The sequence below is a fragment of the Oliverpabstia sp. genome (assembly GCF_022785585.1).
Lineage (GTDB): Bacteria > Bacillota > Clostridia > Lachnospirales > Lachnospiraceae > Oliverpabstia > Oliverpabstia intestinalis.
This window is the reverse complement of the sequence record NZ_JALFPR010000013.1, coordinates 1-21,287: the sequence shown is the minus strand read 5'-3', so window position 1 is coordinate 21,287 and position 21,287 is coordinate 1. Positions and strand designations below refer to the sequence as shown.

Here is a 21,287-nt window from a genome sequence, read left to right as displayed (position 1 = left end):
GATGCATGGGATCGTCTATATCGACAAAGAAGGAACCTGTGTCAGTCCGTTGTATACCTGGCAGGATGCGAGAGGAAGTCTCTGTGAGGAGAATAACGGTTCCCTGACAGAAGAGATTCAGCAGACATGTAACGTGCAGGTGGCTTCCGGCTATGGAATAGTCACGCATATTTATAATTTGAGACATCATCTGATCCCGGATACGGCAGTAAGCTTCTGTACGATCATGGATTACTTCGGGATGCAGCTGACAGGAAGAAAAAAAGCAATGGTGCATGCAAGCAATGGAGCAAGTTTCGGATTCTTTAACGTACAGAAAAATGCTTTCATGACAGAAGAACTTTACAAAATGGGCGTGGAAGAACAGTGGCTTCCGCAAGTCTGCACCAGAATCGAAGCACTGGGAAGTTACAGAGAACGAATCGTGACCACAGCGATCGGCGATAATCAGGCAAGTTTTCTCGGAGCAGCGGGAAATGAGAATAATACATTGCTGGTAAATATGGGAACCGGCGGACAGATCTCAGTACTCTCAGATCAGTATTTTACAGCGGAGGGAATCGAAGCAAGACCTTTCTTACATGGTACTTACCTGCTTGCAGGAGCTTCTCTGTGCGGAGGAAAAGCGTATGCACTGCTGGAAAAATTCTTCAGAGAATTTGTGAAAGAGGCAACCGGACAGGAGAAACCTCTGTACAAAACCCTGGAGAAACTGGCAGGAGACGGGAAAGCATCCTGCACCGGAAGGGAAAACAGGCAAAAACTTCAGATAGAAACAACATTTGACGGAACCAGAGTACATCCGGAGCAAACCGGAAGTATTACCAATCTCAGTGTGGACAATTTCACACCGGCAGCGTTTGTTTACGGGACTCTCGAGGGAATGAGCAGGGAACTCTATCAGATGTATCAGACGATTCAGAACGGAACCGGAATGCAAATAAAATGCATGATCGGATCCGGAAACGGATTGCGAAAGAATCCGGTTCTCTGTGAAATTGTAGAAGAAATGTTTGGCGCGAAACTGGCATTGGCAGAATGTGAAGAAGAAGCGGCAACAGGGGCGGCATTGAGCAGTATGCAGCAGGATGAATAATTGAAAAGTATGGGATGTGATTAATTTCTACAGTGATCATTGTATAGATTCCAGGCTTGCACAGGAGAATGAGAAAAATGTGAGAATGCATTTCAGCAGATTACAGTTATTAAAGCGTATGAAGAGGATGTTACATGAAACAGAAGCTGTTAGATGAACTGATGGAGGTATCTGAAGAAGAACAGAAATATCTGGATGGTCAGGGTGACATTGAAAGACAATTGTATGTGAAGGAAAAGATAGAGGAAATAGACAGGGAACTGCTGCTTAAAAGGGGTCAGCATTATGTAGAGATTATGTATGTGGCACAGGGCAGCATTACGCATTGCATAGAGGGAAAGGAATTAGTGCTTCATAAGGGTGATGTTTTTCAGGCAATTTAAGAAACGATATGGAATGACACCGCACAAATACCGAAAAGAAAACAGAAAAGACAAAAAATGATAACGTGGAAAATAAGATATGACCTTGCCATCTGGGCACATCATGGAATGTTTGCTGCCGGAGAGGATTTTGATCTCACATTCGGCCTCATGCATACAGCAGAAAAGTCAGCAGAGATTCTGGTAAAAATGCTGTCAATGAGACCTGATAAACTGCAGAAAATCACACCTGATAATTTCAGACATCTGGCTAAAAATTTTAACGTTACCCTTTCAGAAGAGTTTCTGTATGATAAATAAAAATTTAAAAAGCTGAAAGTGAAAAGCAGCAAGAACAAGGCAACATGCAGTTCCGGCTGCTTTTCTATATATTAATATTCTCCAAGATCAAATAATTCATCAAAAGTTATCTTAAGATTCGGAAACATCACCAGTTGCAGCTCGTCTTTATTCTGAGCGGTGACGGTTTTGTAAAGATAGGGATACCCAGTACCATCTTCTCTAAAATCAAAAAGATAAATTTCCACAGATTTTTTTCTCCAGTCAACGATCCAGTATTCAGAGACCCCCACCTTACAGTAAATATCCATTTTCTCATGTCGGTCATAGTCTTCCGTGGCATTGGATAAAACTTCCATTACGAAACGGGGAATACCGGTAAAAGAAATATTTTTACGATCTCGCAGGTTGCAGATGATGGAGACATCAGGAACGATTATCTTATCATCATTCTCACGCCATTCATATTGTACACCGTCACCAAAAACACGACACAGGCTGTCTTTAATCTGGCTGCCGATTTTGATAACAAAATTATTGATAACCATAGAGTGTTCAAGATAAGTTTTGCTTAAATCTTCGATTGGTAAGGCATCATTCATACAGCGCTGCACCTCCTTACTTTATTGAGATAATTATAAGGTTTTGCAGGATATTCGTCAAGAACAGGAAAGCAAATGATGAGCAGATCAAGATGTCTTGCAAAACAGATAAAACTTTGTTAAAATAACCAAAATTACAGTTCCGGCAGATGCTTTTCAGATTTTGGTGATGTTATCTTAGCACAAAGCTGTTTCGAAAATAACGGGGAAAAGGAGAAATCATATGAGCATTATAAAAAATGAAATACCAATATTGGAGTTTGATACAGAACAAACGGCAGTGATCAGCCCAGTGCATGAGAACCTGAATCTGATTCTTCCGAAAAAATGTGTATTTGCCTTTCTTGGCGAATACATTGATGAATATGCGGAGAAGACCGGAGCACAGATTGTATCGTATTTTATCAGTGCGACCAAAGAATATCCTGTTTATATAACAACATATAAAGGTGAAAAAATTGTGCTTTGCCAGGCACCGGTGGGTGCGGCGGCTGCGACACAGATTCTGGACTGGCTGATTGGATATGGAGTGCGTGAAATTATTTCCGCGGGCAGTTGCGGAGCGTTGGAGAAATTTGCAGAAGGAACTTTTCTGATACCGGAGAAAGCTTTGCGTGATGAAGGAACCTCATACCATTATGCTGCGCCTTCGAGATTTATGGAAATTAATAAAAGGGCAAGAAAAGCGATCGAAAAGACGATACTGGAACACGGGATGAAATATCAGGAAGTATTTACCTGGTCAACCGATGGATTTTTTCGTGAAACAAAAGAAAAGGTTGCATACAGGAAGGCAGAGGGATGCTCAGTAGTAGAAATGGAATGTTCAGCACTTGCCGCCTGTGCGGCATTCAGGAATGTGATCTGGGGAATGATATTATATACGGCGGACAGTCTTGCCGAGGTTGACGGATACGATGAGAGAAACTGGGGCGGCAATGCATATGAATATGCACTTACATTATGTATGGATTCTGTACTGGCGGTATAAAGAAAATCAGAGGAAGATATGACTTTTGTAAAAAACAGGGTTTTGTCTATGGAATCTGAGTTCCGCAGATGGTAAACTGGTGATATTAAAAACGGGCAGAAAAAGTTCTGACCTGTTACTTTATATTTGGGGAAAGGAAGAACAGACATGAAAAACAAGGAGAATTTATACGCTTCGATTCCTTATGTAGACAAAAAGGTATCCCGAATTTTTGCAGGAACTGCATTTTCACCGATCCAGGACGGGGCAGATGGAACGGATTTTTTTGAGGCGGCTCTGGCCAATGGAATCAATGCTTTTGATACGGCAAGGGTATATATGGAGGCGGAGCATTCTTTTGGCAACTGGCTGGAAAAGAGTGGCAGACGGGAGGAGGTAGTCATTCTCAGCAAATGCGGCCATCCGGATGCCATGTGGAACAAACGGGTGAATGAAAAAGAGATGCGAAAAGACCTGAAGAAGTCACTGGAAGAGTTGAAAACCGATTATATTGATATCTATATACTTCACAGGGATGATCCGGATATCGATGTGGCGGTAGCTGTGGAGACGTTTAATGCCATGCATGAAGAAGGAAGCATCGGCGCGTTTGGTGCATCGAACTGGATGCATACAAGGATCGAGGAGGCTAATGAATATGCCTACAAACATAACCTGATCCCGTTTTCCGTTTCCAGCCCGAACTTCTGTCTGGCCCGACAGGTGGAAGATCCGTGGGGAGGTGGATGCGTCAACATTTCCGGACCGGAAAATCAAGAGGCCAGAGCATGGTATGAAAAAAATCAGATGCCGGTGATCGCGTATGCATCTTTGGGCAGAGGCTTTTTCTCCGGCAGGATGAAAAGCGAGTATGCGGATCATGCCAGTGACTATCTGGATTCTTTTGCAATGACAGGCTATGCGTGTTCGGATAATTTTGAACGCCTCCGACGCTGTGAAATCATCGCAGAAAAACACGGTGTGACGGTAGCACAGATTGCCATGAACTGGATATTTTCCCATCCGTTGAATATTTTCGCAATCGCGAGTATGTCAAAAGCAGACAGGATGAAAGCGAACCGGGAAGCACTGCTGTTACAACTTTCCGATGAAGAAATCGCGTATCTTGACCTGGAAACACCTGAATTCTGTGGGTAAACGATTCGTATAGTCTTGCGTATCTGATACAGGAAAGCTAAAATAAACGAGATGAGAAAAAAATAAAAGCTATTATCATAGTGTGAGGTGAATACGCAATGAATTATTATGACCTTTCCAACCCGTCCACACCGCCAACCCGTGGATACCGGCTGGGGTTGTGGCGGCTTCGGAGGCAGCGGATCTACCGTAGCCTGGTCGTCCTGGCAGCGATTCTTACCTATATCCTGCTGTATCTGACATTGAAAAGAGACGATTATACGAATGATATGTTAAAAGCCATCGTTCTGCTGTTTTGTTCTGTGGCAGTGTTTCTGGCACTGTTACTGGTTGCACGCAATCGGATCGATGTCGTACGGATGAGAAAACGGGAAGTGCAGGAGCGGCATGATTATAATTATGCCATGTACCGTACCTTATATAAAAAGAAGGAAAAACTTCGCTCCATTACCCTGCTTCAGATGGCAAGGCAGCAGATCGAACTGCACCATCCGCAGATGGCACTGCAGGCACTGGAGCTGGTGAAAAGGGAAAAATTGAATGTAGCGCAGCTTCGCAGTTTTTATTTTTACCAGGCAGCAGCGCTATATCTGGATGCACAGGAGAGCTGGCAGGAAGCGCTGACCAGTTGTTATGCAATCCCACAAAAACCGCAGCAGTTATCACAGGAGGAAATCGAAAGCCTGTTTTTACCGGAGAGCAATCCGGACAAACTGGTGCTTGCTGTGAGTGACTGGGAGGAGCAGAAAGCTTCCTGGCCGGTGGTTACGATGCTGGCTGCGATTCTGATTTTGTATACCGGAGTCTATTACAGTGTCAATGGGTTACTGTCATGGCGGTATCATTACAGAGACTGGGTTGTGTATGTCTCTTTTTTCGTTCTTTTCTTTGGATGGACAGTGCTCACGCTGTACTGGCTGGTCAAACTGTTCCGGCTGATCGGAAAACAGATGGAAAAAGGAAAGGGTGCAAAGACTGTGCAGAAGATCTTTTTGGTGATTCTCTGGATCTGTCTCTTTTTGGGAAATAGCCTGATGCAGGTGGCTCAGATTTTTGGAAGTGATGCGGAGGTAGAGGTACAGCCGAATGGTGTGATCGAGATGAAGCATGAAAACTGGCTGGATCCGCCGGAGTATTATTATAACAAAGCTACCGGACTGTTTTTCCGCCGAACGCTGACACTGGATGAGATTATCGAATATGGAATCTCCGAGGAAACACTGGAAGACGATTCGACAGAACAGATATCCGATGGGGAAATACAGAATGATAGCGGAACCGAAGAAGATCAGACGACCGGAGAGAATACGACAGATACAAATATAGATGGAACCACAGAGAGCGGAGCAGATACCGAAACAGAAGATCCGCTGATGTCTCAGGCGCGGGCAGTCTATACATACATGAAAGAACATGGTGAGATAGCAGATGACGGAGATGTCTCCCAGGTGACTGCAAGTTGTAATGCAAAAGGAAACTTTTATGCCATTTTTGAAAGCGGTGAAGAGAATGGCAACAGCTGGGACAATCGCCTGGTCTATGACCGGACATCAAAGAATGGAGAATGCGAGTTGTTTGTCTATGAGAGGGTGGAAACAGGAAAAGATACCCAGCTGCTCGGATTCTATGCAGTGAATAAGACAACCGGGGAAGTAATCTCAGGGGAAAAAACATCCTGGAGTGAGGTGGGAAGCGAAGCCTACCGGGAAGCTACCGGAGAATAAAAATAACAAAAAAAGATACGATATCATATCATTGGTTTTCTTACGATATGATATCGTATCTTTTTTGCTTTACAAGAAATTGCTTTCCTGTAAAGCAAAAAACGCTCCGCGAGGATGCGCACTGCGCGTATAAGGTAGATGTCGCAAGCGACCGCCGCAGGCGCGAGAATGTGCCAAGGCACATTCTTTATATATTGCGGTCAGCAAAAGTGCTGATCTGCTTCCCTTTATTTCAGCAGATTGTCATCTGTGAAGTAGTCGATGCGCATGGAGTGACGAACATCGTCCAATGTTTTGGCGGCGGTTTCTCTGGCTGCGGCGCTGCCTTTTTTCAGGATGTCGTATACGTCCGGCAGGTTTTTCTCCCACATTTTACGGCGGTTACGGATCGGCTCAAGTTCGGACTGAATAACGTTATTCAGGAATTTCTTTACTTTTACATCGCCCAGGCCACCGCGCTGATAGTGGGCTTTCAGTTCATCCAGGTTGTTGTAGTCCGGCAGGAATTCTTCAAAGTGTTCCGGGCGACAGAATGCGTCCAGATAGATGAATACCGGGTTGCCTTCCACTTTTCCGGGATCCTGCACACGGATGTGGTTCGGATCAGTGAACATGGACATGATCTTTGTTCTGATATCTTCCGATTCGTCGGACAGGTAGATGCAGTTGCCAAGGGATTTGCTCATTTTTGCCTTACCGTCGATACCCGGCAGACGCAGGCAGGCCTGGTTGCTTGGCAGGACGATCTTTGGCTCAGTCAGGGTCTCGCCATATACGCTGTTGAACTTGTGTACGATTTCTTTACACTGTTCGATCATCGGCATCTGGTCTTCACCTACCGGTACACTTGTGGCACGGAAAGCGGTGATGTCAGCGGCCTGGCTGATCGGATAACAGAAGAATCCAACCGGGATGCTGGCTTCGAAGTTTCTCATCTGGATCTCAGCTTTTACAGTAGGGTTACGCTGTACACGGGATACGGTAACCAGATTCATATAGTAGAAAGTCAGCTCAGTCAGTTCCGGGATCATGGACTGGATGAAAATCGTGGATTTCTCCGGATCCAGACCACAGGCAAGATAATCGAGTGCTACCTGCATGATGTTCTGACGAACTTTCTCCGGGTGTTCTGCGTTATCGGTCAATGCCTGCGCATCGGCGATCATAATATAGATTTCGTCATAGTTGCCGGAGTTCTGTAATTTTACTCTTTCTTTCAGGGATCCGACATAATGACCCACATGAAGACGACCGGTTGGACGGTCGCCGGTTAAAATAATTTGCTTCATAAAAACTCTCCTTTGTGCTCTGTAAATAATGTGTAACTGCAGTATGCGTCTGACAGAGCAATATAAATTAATTATAAAGCCCGAGTAAGGGACTGTCAACAACGCAAAAGGGAAAATCGGGCGCGCCGGGAACAGAATTTTCCGAAATTTAGCAATTTAAAGTGGAAAAACATTAAATCGTATTGTGATAACTAAAAACACCTGTTATAATAACGAAAAGATGTTAAAGTATTGAACTTGAATAAGGAAGGTAAGAAGAATGAATCAGTTGGAAATATTAAGAGAAAGTCTTGGACAGTGCGATGAAATTATTCTGGATGCACTGCTTATGCGTAACCGTATTGTAGAAGATATCATGGCATATAAAGAGGCAAATGGTATCCCGATCCTGCAGCCGGAACAGGAAGCAAAACAGAAAGAATGGCTGGAGCGCCGGATGGCAGACAGACGCCATAAAGCAGAAGTGGAAGATGTCTTTGGAAGCATTACCCAGAACAGTAAAAGAATTCAGGCAAGAAAACTGTTCAACTATAATATCGTCCTGATCGGCTTCATGGGAGCGGGTAAGAGTACGATTTCTGAATTTCTGAAAACCGCATTTGCGATGGATGTGATCGAGATGGATCAGATCATCGCCGAGAGAGAAGGCATGAGTATCTCCGATATCTTCGAAGTGTATGGTGAGCAGTATTTCCGCGATCTGGAAACCAATCTGCTGATCGAGATGCAGTCGAGAACCAATGTGGTTATCTCCTGTGGTGGTGGTACTCCGATGAGAGAGTGCAATGTTGTGGAGATGAAGAAAAATGGTCGTGTCGTATTACTGACCGCAAAACCGGAGACGATTCTGGATCGTGTCAAAGACAGCCATGACCGTCCACTGATCGAAAACAACAAGACGGTATCATTTATTGCGGAACTGATGGAAAAACGTAGAGAAAAATACGAGGCAGCTGCCGATATCGTCATCGAGACCGATGGAAAAGATGAGCTGCAGATCTGCGAAGAACTGATCCACAGACTGCGTCAGATGGATAACAAATAATTTATGAAAAGCACATAAAAAGCTGCAGAAGCAATGGAAAAACATTGTTTCTGCAGCTTTTTTAGTTACGCGAGCAAAGAGCCAAAGTTCGTGTTCCAATGATAACAGATACCGGGCAGGATCAGATCGTCCGGTAATCAAGTTCCCCTCGTGTCTGGTCAATGACAAACTGTTTGAAGATATCCACCACCGGCGGATGATAGGCATCTTTTAAGATTCCGTGTATCGCCTGTCTGCAGGAAAACCGTTATGTTGTCTGACAAACCCGTTCCTGGGTCAGGATGCAGAACCGTTAAAACAGGCAGAAACACCGAAGAATATCATGTAATCGGTGGCGGTGTTGCCGGTCTGTGTGCAGCCTTTGTCGCGAAAGAAAGAGGCCATGAGGTTACTTTATACGAAGCAGGCGAAAAGCTTGGCGGAAATATGCGACTGGCTGCTTACCCGCCGGGAAAAGGTGATATCACAAACATGATCCGCAGCTACATTCATCGTTGCCAAAAAGATGGAGTTGAGATAAAATTGAACCACGAGGTGACAGCAGACTTCATCAAAGAGGAAAACCCGGACAGCGTGATTCTTGCAACAGGCTCCCGGACACTGGTACTGCCGATCGAAGGCATCGATCATCCGTCCATTATTTACGGATCAGATCTGCTGGAAGGAAAACGTGCAGCAGGTAAGAAAGTACTGGTAGTCGGCGGCGGAATGGTTGGCTGTGAGACAGCAGCCTTCCTTGGCGAACAGAACCACGAGGTAACAGTTATTGAATTCAGAGATACCGTAGGTGCAGATGTGATCCACGAGCACAGAGTATATCTGATGAAAGATTTCGAAGAATATGGTATCGGTCAGATTACCGGAGCAAAAGTATGCAGATTCTTCGAAGACGGCGTAGAGTATGAGACAGCAGACGGCGAACATCACGAGGCCGGAGGCTACGATTCCGTTGTACTTTCCATGGGTTACAGAAATTATAATCCTCTTGAAGAACAGGTGAAAGCTATCGTACCGGATACCTATGTAATCGGTGATGCAATCCGTGCAAGACGTGCACTGGATGCAACGAAAGAAGCCTACGATGTGGCATCTCAGATTTAGACCCAAAACAGGAGGAAAAGAAGATGGAACAGAGAATCAAAGGAACAACAGGATTATTGGCACTGATTGGAAGCCCGGTAGGACATTCAGGATCCCCGGATATGTACAATTTCTGCTTCCGCTATCATAATCTGGATTATTGCTACATGGCTTTTGATATCAAAGAAGATCAGGTACCGGCAGCGCTGGATGCCATGCGTCTGTTTAACATGAGAGGATGCAACGTAACCATGCCGTGCAAAACTGCAGCAGCACAGAACATGGACGAATTATCCGATGCAGCAAGAATCATCGGTGCAGTCAATACAATCGTCAACGAAAACGGAAAACTGGTCGGTCATATGACAGACGGAATCGGATTCGTTGGAAACCTGAGAGACCACGGTGTAGATGTAAAAGGAAAGAAAATGGTAGTATTAGGTGCAGGTGGAGCTGCAACAGCGATCCAGGTGCAGTGTGCACTGGACGGAGCAGCATCTATTTCCATCTTTAACCCGAACGATCCTTTCCTGGATCGCGCAAAGAATACAGCTGCAAAGCTGAAAAAAGAAGTACCGGATTGCGATGTTCAGGTATTCTGTATCGAAGATCAGGACAAACTGAAAGAAGAGATCGCAAAAGCAGATATTCTGGTAAACGGAACAATGGCAGGGATGAAACCTCATGAAGATGTTTCCCTGATCACGGACAAATCCGTATTCCGTCCGGATCTGGTAGTATGCGATGTTGTATACAATCCGGAAGAAACAAAACTCCTCCGGGAAGCAAGAGAAGCCGGCTGTGCAAAGACCATCGGCGGAAAGGGCATGCTTCTGTGGCAGGGAGTTGCAGCCTACAAATTATATACCGGCCTGGATATGCCAGTAGAGGAATATAAAAAGTTCCAGGCGGAAAACGCAAAATAAAATGAGGTAAAAAATGAAACAGAACAGCAAGAAGAATTATGTGATAACATCTCTCGCATTGTATTTCACGTATTTTATTCATGGAATAGGAGCGTCTATTTTAGGACAGTACAAACCACAGTTTGCAAAAGTGTGGGGCGCGACAGTGGGAAGTTAAGCGGATTGATCGGTGTGATCTGCTATGTGATCTTTTTCTTCGGAATTGCATTTTCTCCGTCGATGGGAATCGGCTATGCATTCGCCATTGTGGGCGGAATCGCCAATTCCTTCCTGGACACCTGTGTAAGTCCGACCTGTATGGAGATTTATGTCAATAATCCTTCGATTGCGAATCTGTTTACAAAATTTTCCATGTGTATCAGTCAGTTTCTGCTGCCGTTCTTTATCGGAATGGTAGCGGCAGCAAATATGTCCTACCGCACCATTTTTCTGGTGGCAGGAATTGCGATCCTGATAGATGGAGTTCTGATCCTGTTACTTCCGTTCCCGGTAAGAGAAAAGAAGAGCGGTGAAAAACAGGAGAAGAGTAAAGTGAAACTGACAAAAGTTTCTCTGGCAGCTGTGCTGATCGGATTTACCAGTTCTTCCACCTTTATGCTGTGGCTGAACTGTAACCAGGACAGAAAGAAATTGAGAGTACAGAAGAGTAAAGCAAAATACAGAATAATATAAAAAGAAGATACAGAATATAAGAGAAGACCTGCGGTAAGGGGAAATTACTGCAGGTCTTCTCTTTTTATCTTATACAAAAGGGTTATGAAGTAAGTTGGAATTTGAAATTATGTTTTTAAAGCTTTATTATTTTCTGTATTACAGACTTTTGTGAATGATGTCCAGAACCTGTTTCAATTCATGGACACCGATCTGTCCAGGTGCAGAAGCTTTGGAAGCGGCACCGAAGGTCAGTGCGGAACCAAAGGTCTCACCGGTCAGACGGCTTACAACACCCGTTCCGGCCATAGACATGGTGATGATCGGGCGGTCTGCGTACTGTTCTGACATTTCCAGAGTGGCTTCTAAAAGTGTCAGAACATCTTTTTTGCAGGTCGGCATCAGAGCAATCTTAGGAATGTCTGCGCCGAGGGTCTGCATTTTCCTGAGACGGCGAACAATCTCGTCTTTCTCAGGGGTTTTTGCAAAGTCATGGTTGGAAGCGATGACTTTTATGCCATTTGCATGGGCATGAGAAATGATGGAGGTTACAATCTCATCCCCGGTAAATGCTTCCACATCCACCAGATCCACATAGCCGCTTTCCGCTACGGCTTTGTTTAACTGTGCATACTGTTCCGGAGAGATTTCTTTTTCTCCGCCTTCCTTGGAGGTTCGGAAAGTGAAGAGTACAGGAATCTCGCCCAGAGCTTCATTCAGCTGCTTAGCGGTGGCCAGAACTTCCTCGGTATCGAAGACGTCATCGTACCAGTCCACACGCCACTCTGCAACATCTACAGGCAGTGCGGAGAAGGTAGAGGCTTCTTTGAGGATTTCCTCGCGGGTTTTACCAACGATCGGAACACAGATCTTCGGTCTGCCTTCGCCGATGGTAATGTTTCTTACTTTTACAGTATTCATAGTGTTTTCCTTTCCTGAAAAACGTTTTACATTTTAGTCGTATTTGATGTTCAGAACTTCTTTCATGTGTTCGATAGGCATCGGTTCGCCGGTCCACAACTCGAAAGCAGCAGATCCCTGGAACAGCATCATGCCCAGACCGTTCATGGTCTTGCATCCAACTTCTTTTGCCATGGAACGCATCTTTGTCTCCAGTGGAGAATAAGGAACATCGACAACGATCAGTTCCGGACGGAAGTAAGATTTGTCCGGTACTACGGACTGTCCTTCCAGCGGTTTCATACCAACACCGGTAGCGTTGACAAACAGGTAGCTGTCATCCATCTCTTCTTTCAGTTTGTCAAGATCTGCCAGATCGTAGAGTACTGCGTGAGAAGAAGTCCGGGTGTTGATCTTTTCTACGGTAGATACTGCACGGTCCCAGAATTCGTCTTTGCGGTTGAAGATTACGATTTCTGAAACTCCGTCCAGTGCCGCCTGGATCTCAATAGCTGTAGCAGCACCGCCGGCACCTACGATGGTCATCTTTTTGCCGATCACATCGATGTTGTTGTCTTTCAGAGACTGCATAAAACCGATACCGTCTGTGATATGACCGGTCAGATGACCGTTATCATTGACGATGGTGTTTACAGCACCGCAAAGTTCGGCTGCCGGTGACAGTTCGTCAAGATACTGTCCTACCAGTGTTTTGTTTGGCATGGATACGTTGGATCCTCTCATTTTAAGAGTACGGATGGCCTTTACTGCGTCTTCAATCTCGTCGGCACCAACTTCGAATGCCAGATATGCATAGTCATATCCCAGTTTTGCAAATGCTTCGTTCTGCATTGCCGGTGAGCTGGTGTACACCGTGAGCTTTCATCTGACATTTCATATCGTTTTTGGTTACCGGATCCAGATCACGGCCAATCTGATCCATCATTTCAACGATAGAGATATCTGCTTTACGTGTTGCAAAGAATTCCACAACATCCAGACCTACGGCACCGCCACCGATAACAGCTATCTTTTTGCCTTCCAGATCCTGCGGAAATCGTTGATATGACTGATCATACCTAAGATAGAATAAACATTTCCGCCTTCTTTGTCAATATTATCCATCAGACCATTGATCGGAGGAAGCAGAGGGCCGGAGCCGGTAGCATTAACGATCAGGTTCGGATGGAACTTGCGGATGTTTTCAGGTGTTGCCTGTGTTCCGGTAAAGATATACAGATTATCCAGAGCAGCGGCACGATGTTCCAGGAGATACATTTTCGGATATCACATTCGTGACCGGTTGCAACTTTATTTACCCATTCCGGATCTGCGATCAGTCCACGACCCATACCGATCAGATCTGCATCACCGTCAGCCAGGAGCTTTTCAGCCACTTCCGGATCACGGATATTTCCCATGGAGATACATGGTTTGCCGAATCTTTCTTTGACAGCTCTTGGCATGTAGGAACGCCATCCGTCTTCCAGTGTGTTTCCACCTTCTACCATCTCATCTGCACTCAGACGCAGCATGATCGGAGAGAAAGGTCCTACCTGTTTTCTGACTTCTTCGATGACCATACGGCAGAAACGTGTTCTGTTTTCTACAGAACCACCGAATTCGTCAGTACGTTTGTTAGTGGTAGGAGAGAGAAACTGGCTGATCAGATAAGAGTGTCCTGCATGAATCTCTACAGCGTCAAAATCTGCGATCTGCGCACGTTTTGCCCCATTTGATACCGGATTGTTCCGTACTTCGTACTCTCCCAATCCTCAAAAACATTCGTAATCCGCGCATTTTTCTTCAAAAAATGGCTACTTACTCATGTTTCTGGCAAGTCTCAAGGTCAGAAATCTTCCTGCAAGCAAGCCTGCGCCAGACTTCCGACTTTTTGACGTTTAGGTATCATGTATGTGTTAATTGTATAACAAAAGCATAACAAGTACTAATTCGTATTATTTGCGGTATGATAAAAAAATCTATCGGTTATTCTAAATTTTATTAAAATAAGAAAAAACGACTGTAATACGGATTCACATTGCATATCGGGCGGTGGAATGGTAAGATAAAACATATGTTTGAAAAAAGGAGAGGGATAGCATGAAAGAAGAACTGACGATCCGGGTGGCAAAGCCGGAAGACGCAAAAGGACTTCTGGAGATCTACGCGCCTTATGTGGAGAAAACAGCGATCACATTCGAATATGGAGTACCATCGGAGAAAGAGTTTGCCGGACGGATCCGCCATATTCTGACGAAATACCCATATCTGGTACTGGAAGAAAACGGGGAGCTGTTGGGGTATGTGTATGCAGGGACATTCAATGAACGGTCTGCTTACGACTGGGCGGTAGAGACGACGATCTATATCCGGGAAGATCAGAAAAAGAGAGGACTTGGAAAGAAGATGTATGCGGCGCTGGAACAGGTGTTGAAAAAGCAGAACATCACAAATCTGAATGCCTGCATCGGTGTGCCGGAAGTGCCGGATGAACATCTTGACCGCAACAGCATGGATTTTCATCATCATCTGGGATACCGGCTGGTGGGAGAATTTTATCAGTGCGGGTATAAGTTTGATACCTGGTATAACATGGTGTGGATGGAGAAAATAATCGGCGAACATCAGAAAAAACAGCCGGCGATGATCACGTTTCCGGAACTTTTAAAGAAAGATCCGACACCATGGGAAGCATAAAATCAGAGAAATAGTGGATGAAGCACAAAAAGAAAAATATGATGTAAGGAGAATTATATTACATGGAAGGAAATTTGACGAAGGGGCCTATTCTGAAGACGCTGACCAAACTGGCGATACCGATCATGGCGTCTTCCTTTCTGGGAACTTTATACAACATTACCGATATGGCATGGATCGGACTGCTCGGCTCAAAAGCAGTGGCTGGTATCGGTGTCGGAGGCATGTTCACCTGGCTGTCTCAGGGATTTGCATCTATGGCAAGGATGGGCGGACAGGTGCAGGTGGGGCAGTGTGTCGGAAGAGGAGATAAGGAAAAGGCTCATGGGTATGCCCAGGCGGCGGTTCAGCTGGCAACGGTGATGGGGCTGGTGTATGCACTGGTTGTACTTATTTTTACAAAGCAGATGATCGGATTTTTTAAACTGGAGGATCCGGAGGCGTATGCGGCGGCATTTGTCTACACAGAGATTGCCTGCGGACTGATCGTCTTTTCATTTTTGTCGGTGACACTGACCGGTATCTATACGGCGCAGGGAGATTCGAAAACACCGTTTTATGCGAACCTGATCGGTCTGGCGATGAATATGATCCTGGATCCGCTTCTGATTCTCGGACCGGGACCGCTTCCGAAACTGGGTGCGGCAGGAGGAGCCATTGCAACGGTAACGGCGCAGTTTATCGTTATGAGTATCATGATTCTTGGAATCGTGAAACAGAAGAAAGAAAATGTATTAAAAGGTATTACCCTGTTCGCAAAAATTCCGGCAGAATATCTGAACGGGATCTGCAAAATCGGAATTCCTACTGCGATACAGGGAATGGCATACTGCGTGATATCGATGGTAATCACCCGCATGGTATCTGCTTTTGGGGCAGAAGCCATCGCCACACAGCGTGTGGGAGGACAGATTGAATCCATATCCTGGAATACGGCAGACGGATTCGCCACCGCGTTAAATGCGTTTATCGCGCAGAACTATGGTGCGGGAGAGATGGGGCGTGTAAAGAAAGGATATCGGGCATCTCAGTGGACAGTCGGAATCTGGGGGATTTTCATTACGCTGTTGTTTGTGTGTGTTCCGCGTCCGATCGCAAATATTTTCTTCCATGAGCCGAAAGCGATTGCCACAGCGGTTGATTATCTGATCATCGTTGGATTCAGCGAAGCCTTTTTATGTATTGAGACAACGACAGTAGGAGCGCTTTCCGGACTGGGAAGGACACATCTATGCAGTGTGATCAGCATAATCTTTACCAGTGCCCGGATACCGCTGGCGATCATTCTTGGAGGGACTTCGCTGGGACTGAACGGTATCTGGTGGGCACTGTCATCGACTTCCATTGTTAAAGGTGTGCTGTTTGTGATTGTGTTCCAATGGGTAATCCGCACAAAAAAACAGGTGGCTGCCTGACGGAAAAACAGATACAGAATGTCAGAACGGAATCGGCAGAGACTTGGGGTCTTCGGTATTCCGGTAGGCAGAAGGGGTACAGCCTTTGCAACGTCTGAACTGACGGATAAAATAACTCATATTTTCGAAACCGGCGTTTAATGCAATCTCAGTGATGGGAAGCCGGGTGGAGAGCAGCTGGGAGGCCGCCTGGTTGACCCGGTATTCATTCAGGTAGGAAAACGGTGTTTTTCCTGCCTTTTCTTTAAAAAAACGGCAGAAATAATTCCGGTTCATATGAATTGTGCCGGCAAGGTCTTCCAGAGATATTTTTTCTCCGTAGTGAGATTCAATATAAGAAAATACAGCTTTTAACGGATTCACATCACCGGAAGTTTCTCCTGCCTGTGTACCGGGGATAAAGGACTGGCTGGCAAACAGCATTTCCAGAATCTGCAACAGCGTGATCTTGATCGAGAGAGCGGCAGTCAGCGAGGTATCGCAGTTTCGGTACTCGTCGGCTGCTTTTTTTATGAGTGCAGCAATCTGAGCAGTGAGTTCCGGAGCAAGTGCTTCACTATCGGGAAACAGATATTTTCCGGTGCAAAGAGGTACCAGATAAGAGGTCTGGCAGGAATCTGTCTGAAGAAAATTCAGCATATCCAACCGGAAAACCAGCGCATAATGGTGGGAAAACGGACTGTTTCCAAACAGTCCGTGCAGTGTGCCGGGATTAATAAAATAAATATGTCCTTCCTGGAGCAGCCGGGTACGGTTCTGGGTACGAAGTACAAGACTTCCTTTGGTAACATATATAAATTCCACTTCCTCATGCCAGTGATATGGCACAAAGTATTGCCCGTAAGGATCTTCCTGAGAGTATGCCTGAAACGGAAGACCGAGAGAACCATGAGAGTGACTTTCGTGATAAGATAAGCTATTCATGTAAATACAGTCCTTTAATTAAAATTTAATCGAGTAATTATCTCAAAATGCTATGTTTATATTCTAAAGATAACACATGATTTTCAAAAAAGAAAGAGATAACGCATGGATCACAGGGATATCGTGGATTATTCGTTACTGTTCATTGGTAATATCCCACGAAGCGTGTTACCGGAATCGGAGTGAACAGTAACGATTGCTCTGTTTTGTGTATTTCTTATGAAAAATGGAAGAAACACACAGAAAGATATTACATAGGTGTCAAAAACAGAGCAACAGAAAGTGAATATAGTATAAAAAAATAGCAATATATTACAAGAAATGTGAAATGAAATATAGTATCCTGAATATATATGAAAACGAGTCTGAAAATACAGAAAATTTTCGGAAGAAAGAAAAGAGGACAAACATATGAGCAAAGCATGGTGGAAAAGTAGTGTTATTTATCAGATTTATCCAAGAAGTTTTGCAGATAGCAACGGAGACGGTATCGGTGATCTGAATGGTATTACCGCACATCTGGATTATCTGAAAGAACTGGGAGTTGATGTGATCTGGCTGTCACCAATCTATAAATCCCCGAACGATGACAATGGATATGATATCTCCGATTATCAGGATATCATGACCGATTTCGGAACAATGGAAGACTTTGACCGGATGATCGCTGAGATGCACAAACGAGGCATCAAACTGGTGATGGATCTGGTAGTAAACCACAGCTCCGATGAGCACAGATGGTTCCTGGAAAGCAAAAAATCAAAAGACAATCCGTATCGTGATTATTATATCTGGAAAGATCCGAAAGACGGCAAAGAGCCTAATAACTGGGGAGCATGCTTCGGAGGTTCTGTCTGGGAGTTTGACGAAGAAACAGGAATGTATTATCTGCATTGCTTCTCAAAAAAACAGCCGGATCTGAACTGGGAGAACCCGGTAGTACGTGACGAAGTATTTAACATGATGACCTGGTGGTGTGAAAAAGGTGTAGATGGTTTCCGTATGGACGTTATCAGCATGATCTCCAAAGATCCTGCATATCCGGACGGAGAGATCCGTGATGGACTGCACGGCGATATGTCACCATATGTATGCAACGGACCTCATGTACATGAATATCTGCAGGAAATGAACCAGCGTGTACTTTCCAAATTTGATCTGATCACTGTTGGTGAAACACCAGGTGTTACAACAGAGGAAGCAAAGAAATATGCAAATCTGGATGGAAGCGAACTGAACATGGTATTCCAGTTTGAACACATGGGAACAACAGAAGGAAAATACGGCAAATGGACCACTAAGAAACCGGAAATGAAAAAAGTCCGTGCTGTCATGAACAAATGGCAGAATGACCTGGAAGGAAAAGCATGGAACAGTCTGTACTGGGATAACCACGATCAGCCGCGTGCCGTATCCAGATTCGGTGATGACAGCCCGATGTACCGTGAGGTATCCGCAAAGATGATCGCAACCTGCCTGCATATGCTGAAAGGTTCTCCGTATATCTATCAGGGCGAAGAAATTGGCATGACTAATGCATATTTCAAATCCATCGATGATTACAAAGATATCGAAGCTATCAACGCATACAAAGAGTATACCGAGAGCGGTCTGATGACAGAGGAAGAGATGCTGAACTGTCTGAAGATGGTCAGCCGTGATAACGCCAGAACTCCGATGCAGTGGGATGACAGCGCAAATGCCGGATTTACCACAGGAACGCCATGGATCAGTGTGAACAAAAACTATACACAGATCAACGCAAAGGCTGCCCTGGAAGACAAAGACAGTGTATTCTACTACTATCAGAAACTGATCCGGCTGCGTCATGAGAATGAGATTATCGTAGAGGGTGTATTCCACGGACTGCTGGAAGACAACGATGATATCTATGCATACGAGAGAATACTGGGCGATGAGAAACTGGTGGTAGCTTGTAACTTTACAAACAAAGAAGTACCTTGCGATCTGTTCGAAGGAAAAGAAGGCGAAGAACTGATCACTAACTACAAAAACCATGTAGCAGGTGTTCTGCAGCCATATGAAACAAGAGTAATTCTCTACAAATAATAATAAAAAACAAGAAAATATACCGCTGATCCGAAAGGAATATGTATAATAATTTCGAAAAAGTGAAAAATCAGGAATGGGGTGTCGAGCGAAACTGTCGTTCGACACCCCATTTTTGACAAAATAAGCACTTCCTGTTCCATATAATAATACTTGTTTTCCAGTAAGTATTCCAGATGGAACAGGGGGTGCTTTTTGTCTTACACAATCTATCCGGATGAACTGTTTGTTACCAATCTGGTGATGGATTATTATTTACTCCGACTGGTAAAAAAACTGTGTGGAGGAAGGGCAGGAGTATTGGCTTCTCTTGGAGGAGCTGCTTTTGGAGCTTTGAGTTATTGTATGCTGATTCTTTTACCCGTCAGCTTTCCGGCGAATACATTACTGGCATATGTGGCAATCAACACAATCATGGTGAGGTTTGGATGTGGACTGCGGACACCAGGAAGGCTCTGTGGTGGAATCGCCGGTCTGTACATAGCAGGATTCCTCATGGGAGGTATGCTGGAAGTCCTGAAACGATTCCTGGGATTTGCCGGGACAAAAGACGTATTGCTGGCGGGAACCGTCTGTTACCTTGTGTATGCTGCTGTTCTTCCACGATACCGGGAATGGAGAAAAAAAAGCAGGATCCGCTGCCGGGTAAGACTGCAGATGGAAGGGCAGATTACAGAGGTAAATGCCTTTTTTGATACAGGGAACAGCCTGTATGATCCGATCGCACAAAAACCGGTAAGTATCATTCAAAAAGGAACTCTGGAAAAGCTTTGTGATGCAGATACAATGGAAAAATTACAGGAATTTCAGAGGGGAAAGGCAGAAAAAGAAGCGGCTTTGTCGTTTCGGCGTATGCATCCACATTTTCTGGTTTATTCCAGTCTTGGCTGTTCTTGCGGGCTGCTGGTAGCAGTCACGCTGGATGCCATGTACCTGGAAAATGAAAACGTACAGAAAGTGATCCACGCTCCGGTGGTCGCTTTTTCGGGGGAAGACAGTTCTGCTTTCGGGGACTGTCAGATGATCTTACATCCAAATCTGATAGACAGTTAGGAGGAAATTCTATGATGCAGGCAGTATTACCCAGTCATTTTCGTATGCGTATGTTACCGGGTTTTTCCCGCATGCTGTGGAGAAAACCCGGAGAGGTGTATTATATCGGTGGAGCAGACGTACTGCCCAATCCGTTATCTCCTCAGCAGGAATCCGCAGTGATAGAGAGTCTGACAAAAGAGGACAGCCAGCAGGCGAGGGCAAGTCTGATCGAACACAATCTGCGCCTTGTGGTATACATCGCACAGAAGTTTGATAACACCGGTGTTGGAATGGAAGATCTGATATCTATTGGAACGATTGGACTGATCAAGGCAATCAATACCTTCAATCCGGAAAAGAAGATTAAACTTGCAACGTATGCGTCCCGCTGTATCGAAAACGAAATCCTGATGTATCTGAGAAGAAACAGCAGAACCCGCATGGAAGTCTCCATCGATGAACCGTTGAATGTGGACTGGGACGGGAATGAGCTGCTGCTTTCTGATATCCTCGGAACAGACGAAGATGTGATCTACAGGGATCTGGAGCACGAGGTGGAGTGTAAGCTTCTGGTAAAAGCTATTAACAAGCTAAATGCCAGAGAAAAGATGATCATCTGTCTTCGCTTCGGGCTGAATCAGCCGGATGGAAAAGAAAAAACGCAAAAAGAAGTGGCAGATCTTCTCGGAATATCTCAATCCTACATCTCCAGACTGGAAAAAAGGATCATGGTGCGGTTAAAAAAAGAAATTGTCCGCTATGAATAAACAGTTAAACGTAACTGTTCAGTACCTTCACAGTTACGAGCCAAAATGCATTTAAACGATAAAAACACGCTTTGCGAGTTTTTATCGTTATCGCGGCACTCCTCAAGGTTCCGTGCAAGCACGGACTTTGACTCGTTGCTCACGTAAATCACCTTCGGTGATGGCATTTTGGCTTGTATGTCTCGGGATTTTGACATATTCATGTCAAAACACCTCGCGGGACAGTGGCTACTGAATAGTTACAGTTAAACTATGTTTATTGCTTGAAAGAAA

At 44.9% G+C, this 21,287-nt stretch carries 20 protein-coding genes and 2 pseudogenes; 16 read left to right on the top strand and 6 right to left on the bottom strand.

What is annotated here, in order from left to right; translation table 11 throughout:
* The 3 genes and pseudogenes from MSA64_RS00540 to MSA64_RS11860 all read left to right on the top strand — a co-directional run.
* Window positions 1-1,096 (top strand): sedoheptulokinase (locus MSA64_RS00540; RefSeq protein WP_287890108.1); only part of this gene is annotated, 1,096 nt, incomplete at its 5' end.
* A 134-nt stretch (window positions 1,097-1,230) separates the two neighbouring features.
* Window positions 1,231-1,479, top strand: coding sequence for a hypothetical protein (locus MSA64_RS00535; protein WP_022173088.1), 249 nt, complete (start codon window positions 1,231-1,233; stop codon window positions 1,477-1,479).
* A 75-nt stretch (window positions 1,480-1,554) separates the two neighbouring features.
* A pseudogene (locus tag MSA64_RS11860) lies at window positions 1,555-1,779 on the top strand (rhamnulose-1-phosphate aldolase); the annotation flags it as partial.
* Window positions 1,780-1,850: 71 nt separating this feature from the next.
* On the opposite strand, the gene MSA64_RS00525 reads toward MSA64_RS11860, so the two are convergent.
* On the bottom strand, window positions 1,851-2,360 hold the full coding sequence (locus tag MSA64_RS00525) for a Uma2 family endonuclease (RefSeq protein ID WP_287890106.1): 510 nt from the start codon (window positions 2,358-2,360) through the stop codon (window positions 1,851-1,853).
* Between the two features lie 223 nt (window positions 2,361-2,583).
* Here MSA64_RS00525 and MSA64_RS00520 point away from each other — a divergent pair, with 223 nt between their 5' ends.
* From MSA64_RS00520 to MSA64_RS00510, 3 genes are all read left to right on the top strand, one after another.
* Window positions 2,584-3,351 carry a nucleoside phosphorylase gene (locus MSA64_RS00520; protein WP_287890104.1) on the top strand — a complete coding sequence of 256 codons (768 nt, stop codon included), beginning with the start codon at window positions 2,584-2,586 and terminating at the stop codon, window positions 3,349-3,351.
* Window positions 3,352-3,498: 147 nt separating this feature from the next.
* Entirely contained in the window at window positions 3,499-4,488 is a 990-nt protein-coding gene (locus tag MSA64_RS00515; protein WP_154432423.1) for an aldo/keto reductase, read from the top strand.
* Between the two features lie 98 nt (window positions 4,489-4,586).
* On the top strand, window positions 4,587-6,212 hold the full coding sequence (locus MSA64_RS00510; protein WP_287890102.1) for a hypothetical protein: 1,626 nt from the start codon (window positions 4,587-4,589) through the stop codon (window positions 6,210-6,212).
* Between the two features lie 227 nt (window positions 6,213-6,439).
* On the opposite strand, the gene trpS is transcribed toward MSA64_RS00510, so the two are convergent.
* Entirely contained in the window at window positions 6,440-7,501 is a 1,062-nt protein-coding gene (trpS, locus tag MSA64_RS00505; RefSeq protein ID WP_022173084.1) for a tryptophan--tRNA ligase, read from the bottom strand.
* 259 nt (window positions 7,502-7,760) lie between these two features.
* Here trpS and MSA64_RS00500 point away from each other — a divergent pair, with 259 nt between their 5' ends.
* The 5 genes from MSA64_RS00500 to MSA64_RS00480 all read left to right on the top strand — a co-directional run bounded on the left by MSA64_RS00500 (window position 7,761) and on the right by MSA64_RS00480 (window position 11,224).
* Complete coding sequence (locus tag MSA64_RS00500) at window positions 7,761-8,546, top strand: shikimate kinase (RefSeq protein ID WP_277663927.1); 786 nt, start codon at window positions 7,761-7,763, stop codon at window positions 8,544-8,546.
* 249 nt (window positions 8,547-8,795) lie between these two features.
* Entirely contained in the window at window positions 8,796-9,647 is an 852-nt protein-coding gene (locus MSA64_RS00495) for an FAD-dependent oxidoreductase (protein WP_330639006.1), read from the top strand.
* Window positions 9,648-9,670: 23 nt separating this feature from the next.
* Window positions 9,671-10,552 carry a shikimate dehydrogenase gene (gene aroE, locus MSA64_RS00490; RefSeq protein ID WP_154432426.1) on the top strand — a complete coding sequence of 294 codons (882 nt, stop codon included), beginning with the start codon at window positions 9,671-9,673 and terminating at the stop codon, window positions 10,550-10,552.
* A gap of 13 nt (window positions 10,553-10,565) precedes the next feature.
* Window positions 10,566-10,709, top strand: coding sequence for a hypothetical protein (locus MSA64_RS00485; RefSeq protein ID WP_277663926.1), 144 nt, complete (start codon window positions 10,566-10,568; stop codon window positions 10,707-10,709).
* Window positions 10,710-10,723: 14 nt separating this feature from the next.
* Window positions 10,724-11,224: an MFS transporter gene (locus MSA64_RS00480; RefSeq protein WP_330639008.1), complete on the top strand. Its 501-nt coding sequence runs from the start codon at window positions 10,724-10,726 to the stop codon at window positions 11,222-11,224.
* A gap of 138 nt (window positions 11,225-11,362) precedes the next feature.
* On the opposite strand, the gene aroD is transcribed toward MSA64_RS00480, so the two are convergent.
* The 3 genes and pseudogenes from aroD to MSA64_RS11855 form a co-directional block, all read right to left on the bottom strand.
* A complete protein-coding gene (gene aroD / locus MSA64_RS00475; RefSeq protein ID WP_287890097.1) occupies window positions 11,363-12,124 on the bottom strand; it encodes a type I 3-dehydroquinate dehydratase in 762 nt (253 codons plus the stop codon).
* A gap of 33 nt (window positions 12,125-12,157) precedes the next feature.
* A complete protein-coding gene (locus MSA64_RS00470; RefSeq protein WP_287890095.1) occupies window positions 12,158-12,976 on the bottom strand; it encodes a shikimate dehydrogenase in 819 nt (272 codons plus the stop codon).
* Window positions 12,939-13,833: pseudogene (locus tag MSA64_RS11855) on the bottom strand (oxidoreductase); the annotation flags it as partial. The gene MSA64_RS00470 and the pseudogene MSA64_RS11855, both read right to left, overlap by 38 nt.
* 373 nt (window positions 13,834-14,206) lie before the next feature.
* Between MSA64_RS11855 and MSA64_RS00460 the strand changes: the two are divergent.
* Complete coding sequence (locus MSA64_RS00460) at window positions 14,207-14,803, top strand: GNAT family N-acetyltransferase (RefSeq protein WP_154432428.1); 597 nt, start codon at window positions 14,207-14,209, stop codon at window positions 14,801-14,803.
* A gap of 62 nt (window positions 14,804-14,865) precedes the next feature.
* Window positions 14,866-16,218, top strand: coding sequence for an MATE family efflux transporter (locus tag MSA64_RS00455; protein WP_154432429.1), 1,353 nt, complete (start codon window positions 14,866-14,868; stop codon window positions 16,216-16,218).
* 21 nt (window positions 16,219-16,239) lie between these two features.
* Here the strand turns inward: MSA64_RS00455 and MSA64_RS00450 are convergent, their stop codons facing one another.
* Window positions 16,240-17,142 carry an AraC family transcriptional regulator gene (locus tag MSA64_RS00450; RefSeq protein ID WP_287890092.1) on the bottom strand — a complete coding sequence of 301 codons (903 nt, stop codon included), beginning with the start codon at window positions 17,140-17,142 and terminating at the stop codon, window positions 16,240-16,242.
* 411 nt (window positions 17,143-17,553) lie between these two features.
* On the opposite strand from MSA64_RS00450, the gene MSA64_RS00445 reads away from it, so the two are divergent.
* From MSA64_RS00445 to sigE, 3 genes are all read left to right on the top strand, one after another.
* Complete coding sequence (locus MSA64_RS00445; protein ID WP_154432430.1) at window positions 17,554-19,212, top strand: glycoside hydrolase family 13 protein; 1,659 nt, start codon at window positions 17,554-17,556, stop codon at window positions 19,210-19,212.
* Between the two features lie 195 nt (window positions 19,213-19,407).
* Complete coding sequence (locus MSA64_RS00440; RefSeq protein ID WP_154432431.1) at window positions 19,408-20,265, top strand: sigma-E processing peptidase SpoIIGA; 858 nt, start codon at window positions 19,408-19,410, stop codon at window positions 20,263-20,265.
* Between the two features lie 11 nt (window positions 20,266-20,276).
* Window positions 20,277-21,014: an RNA polymerase sporulation sigma factor SigE gene (gene sigE, locus MSA64_RS00435; RefSeq protein ID WP_022173073.1), complete on the top strand. Its 738-nt coding sequence runs from the start codon at window positions 20,277-20,279 to the stop codon at window positions 21,012-21,014.
* Window positions 21,015-21,287 lie beyond the last annotated feature (273 nt).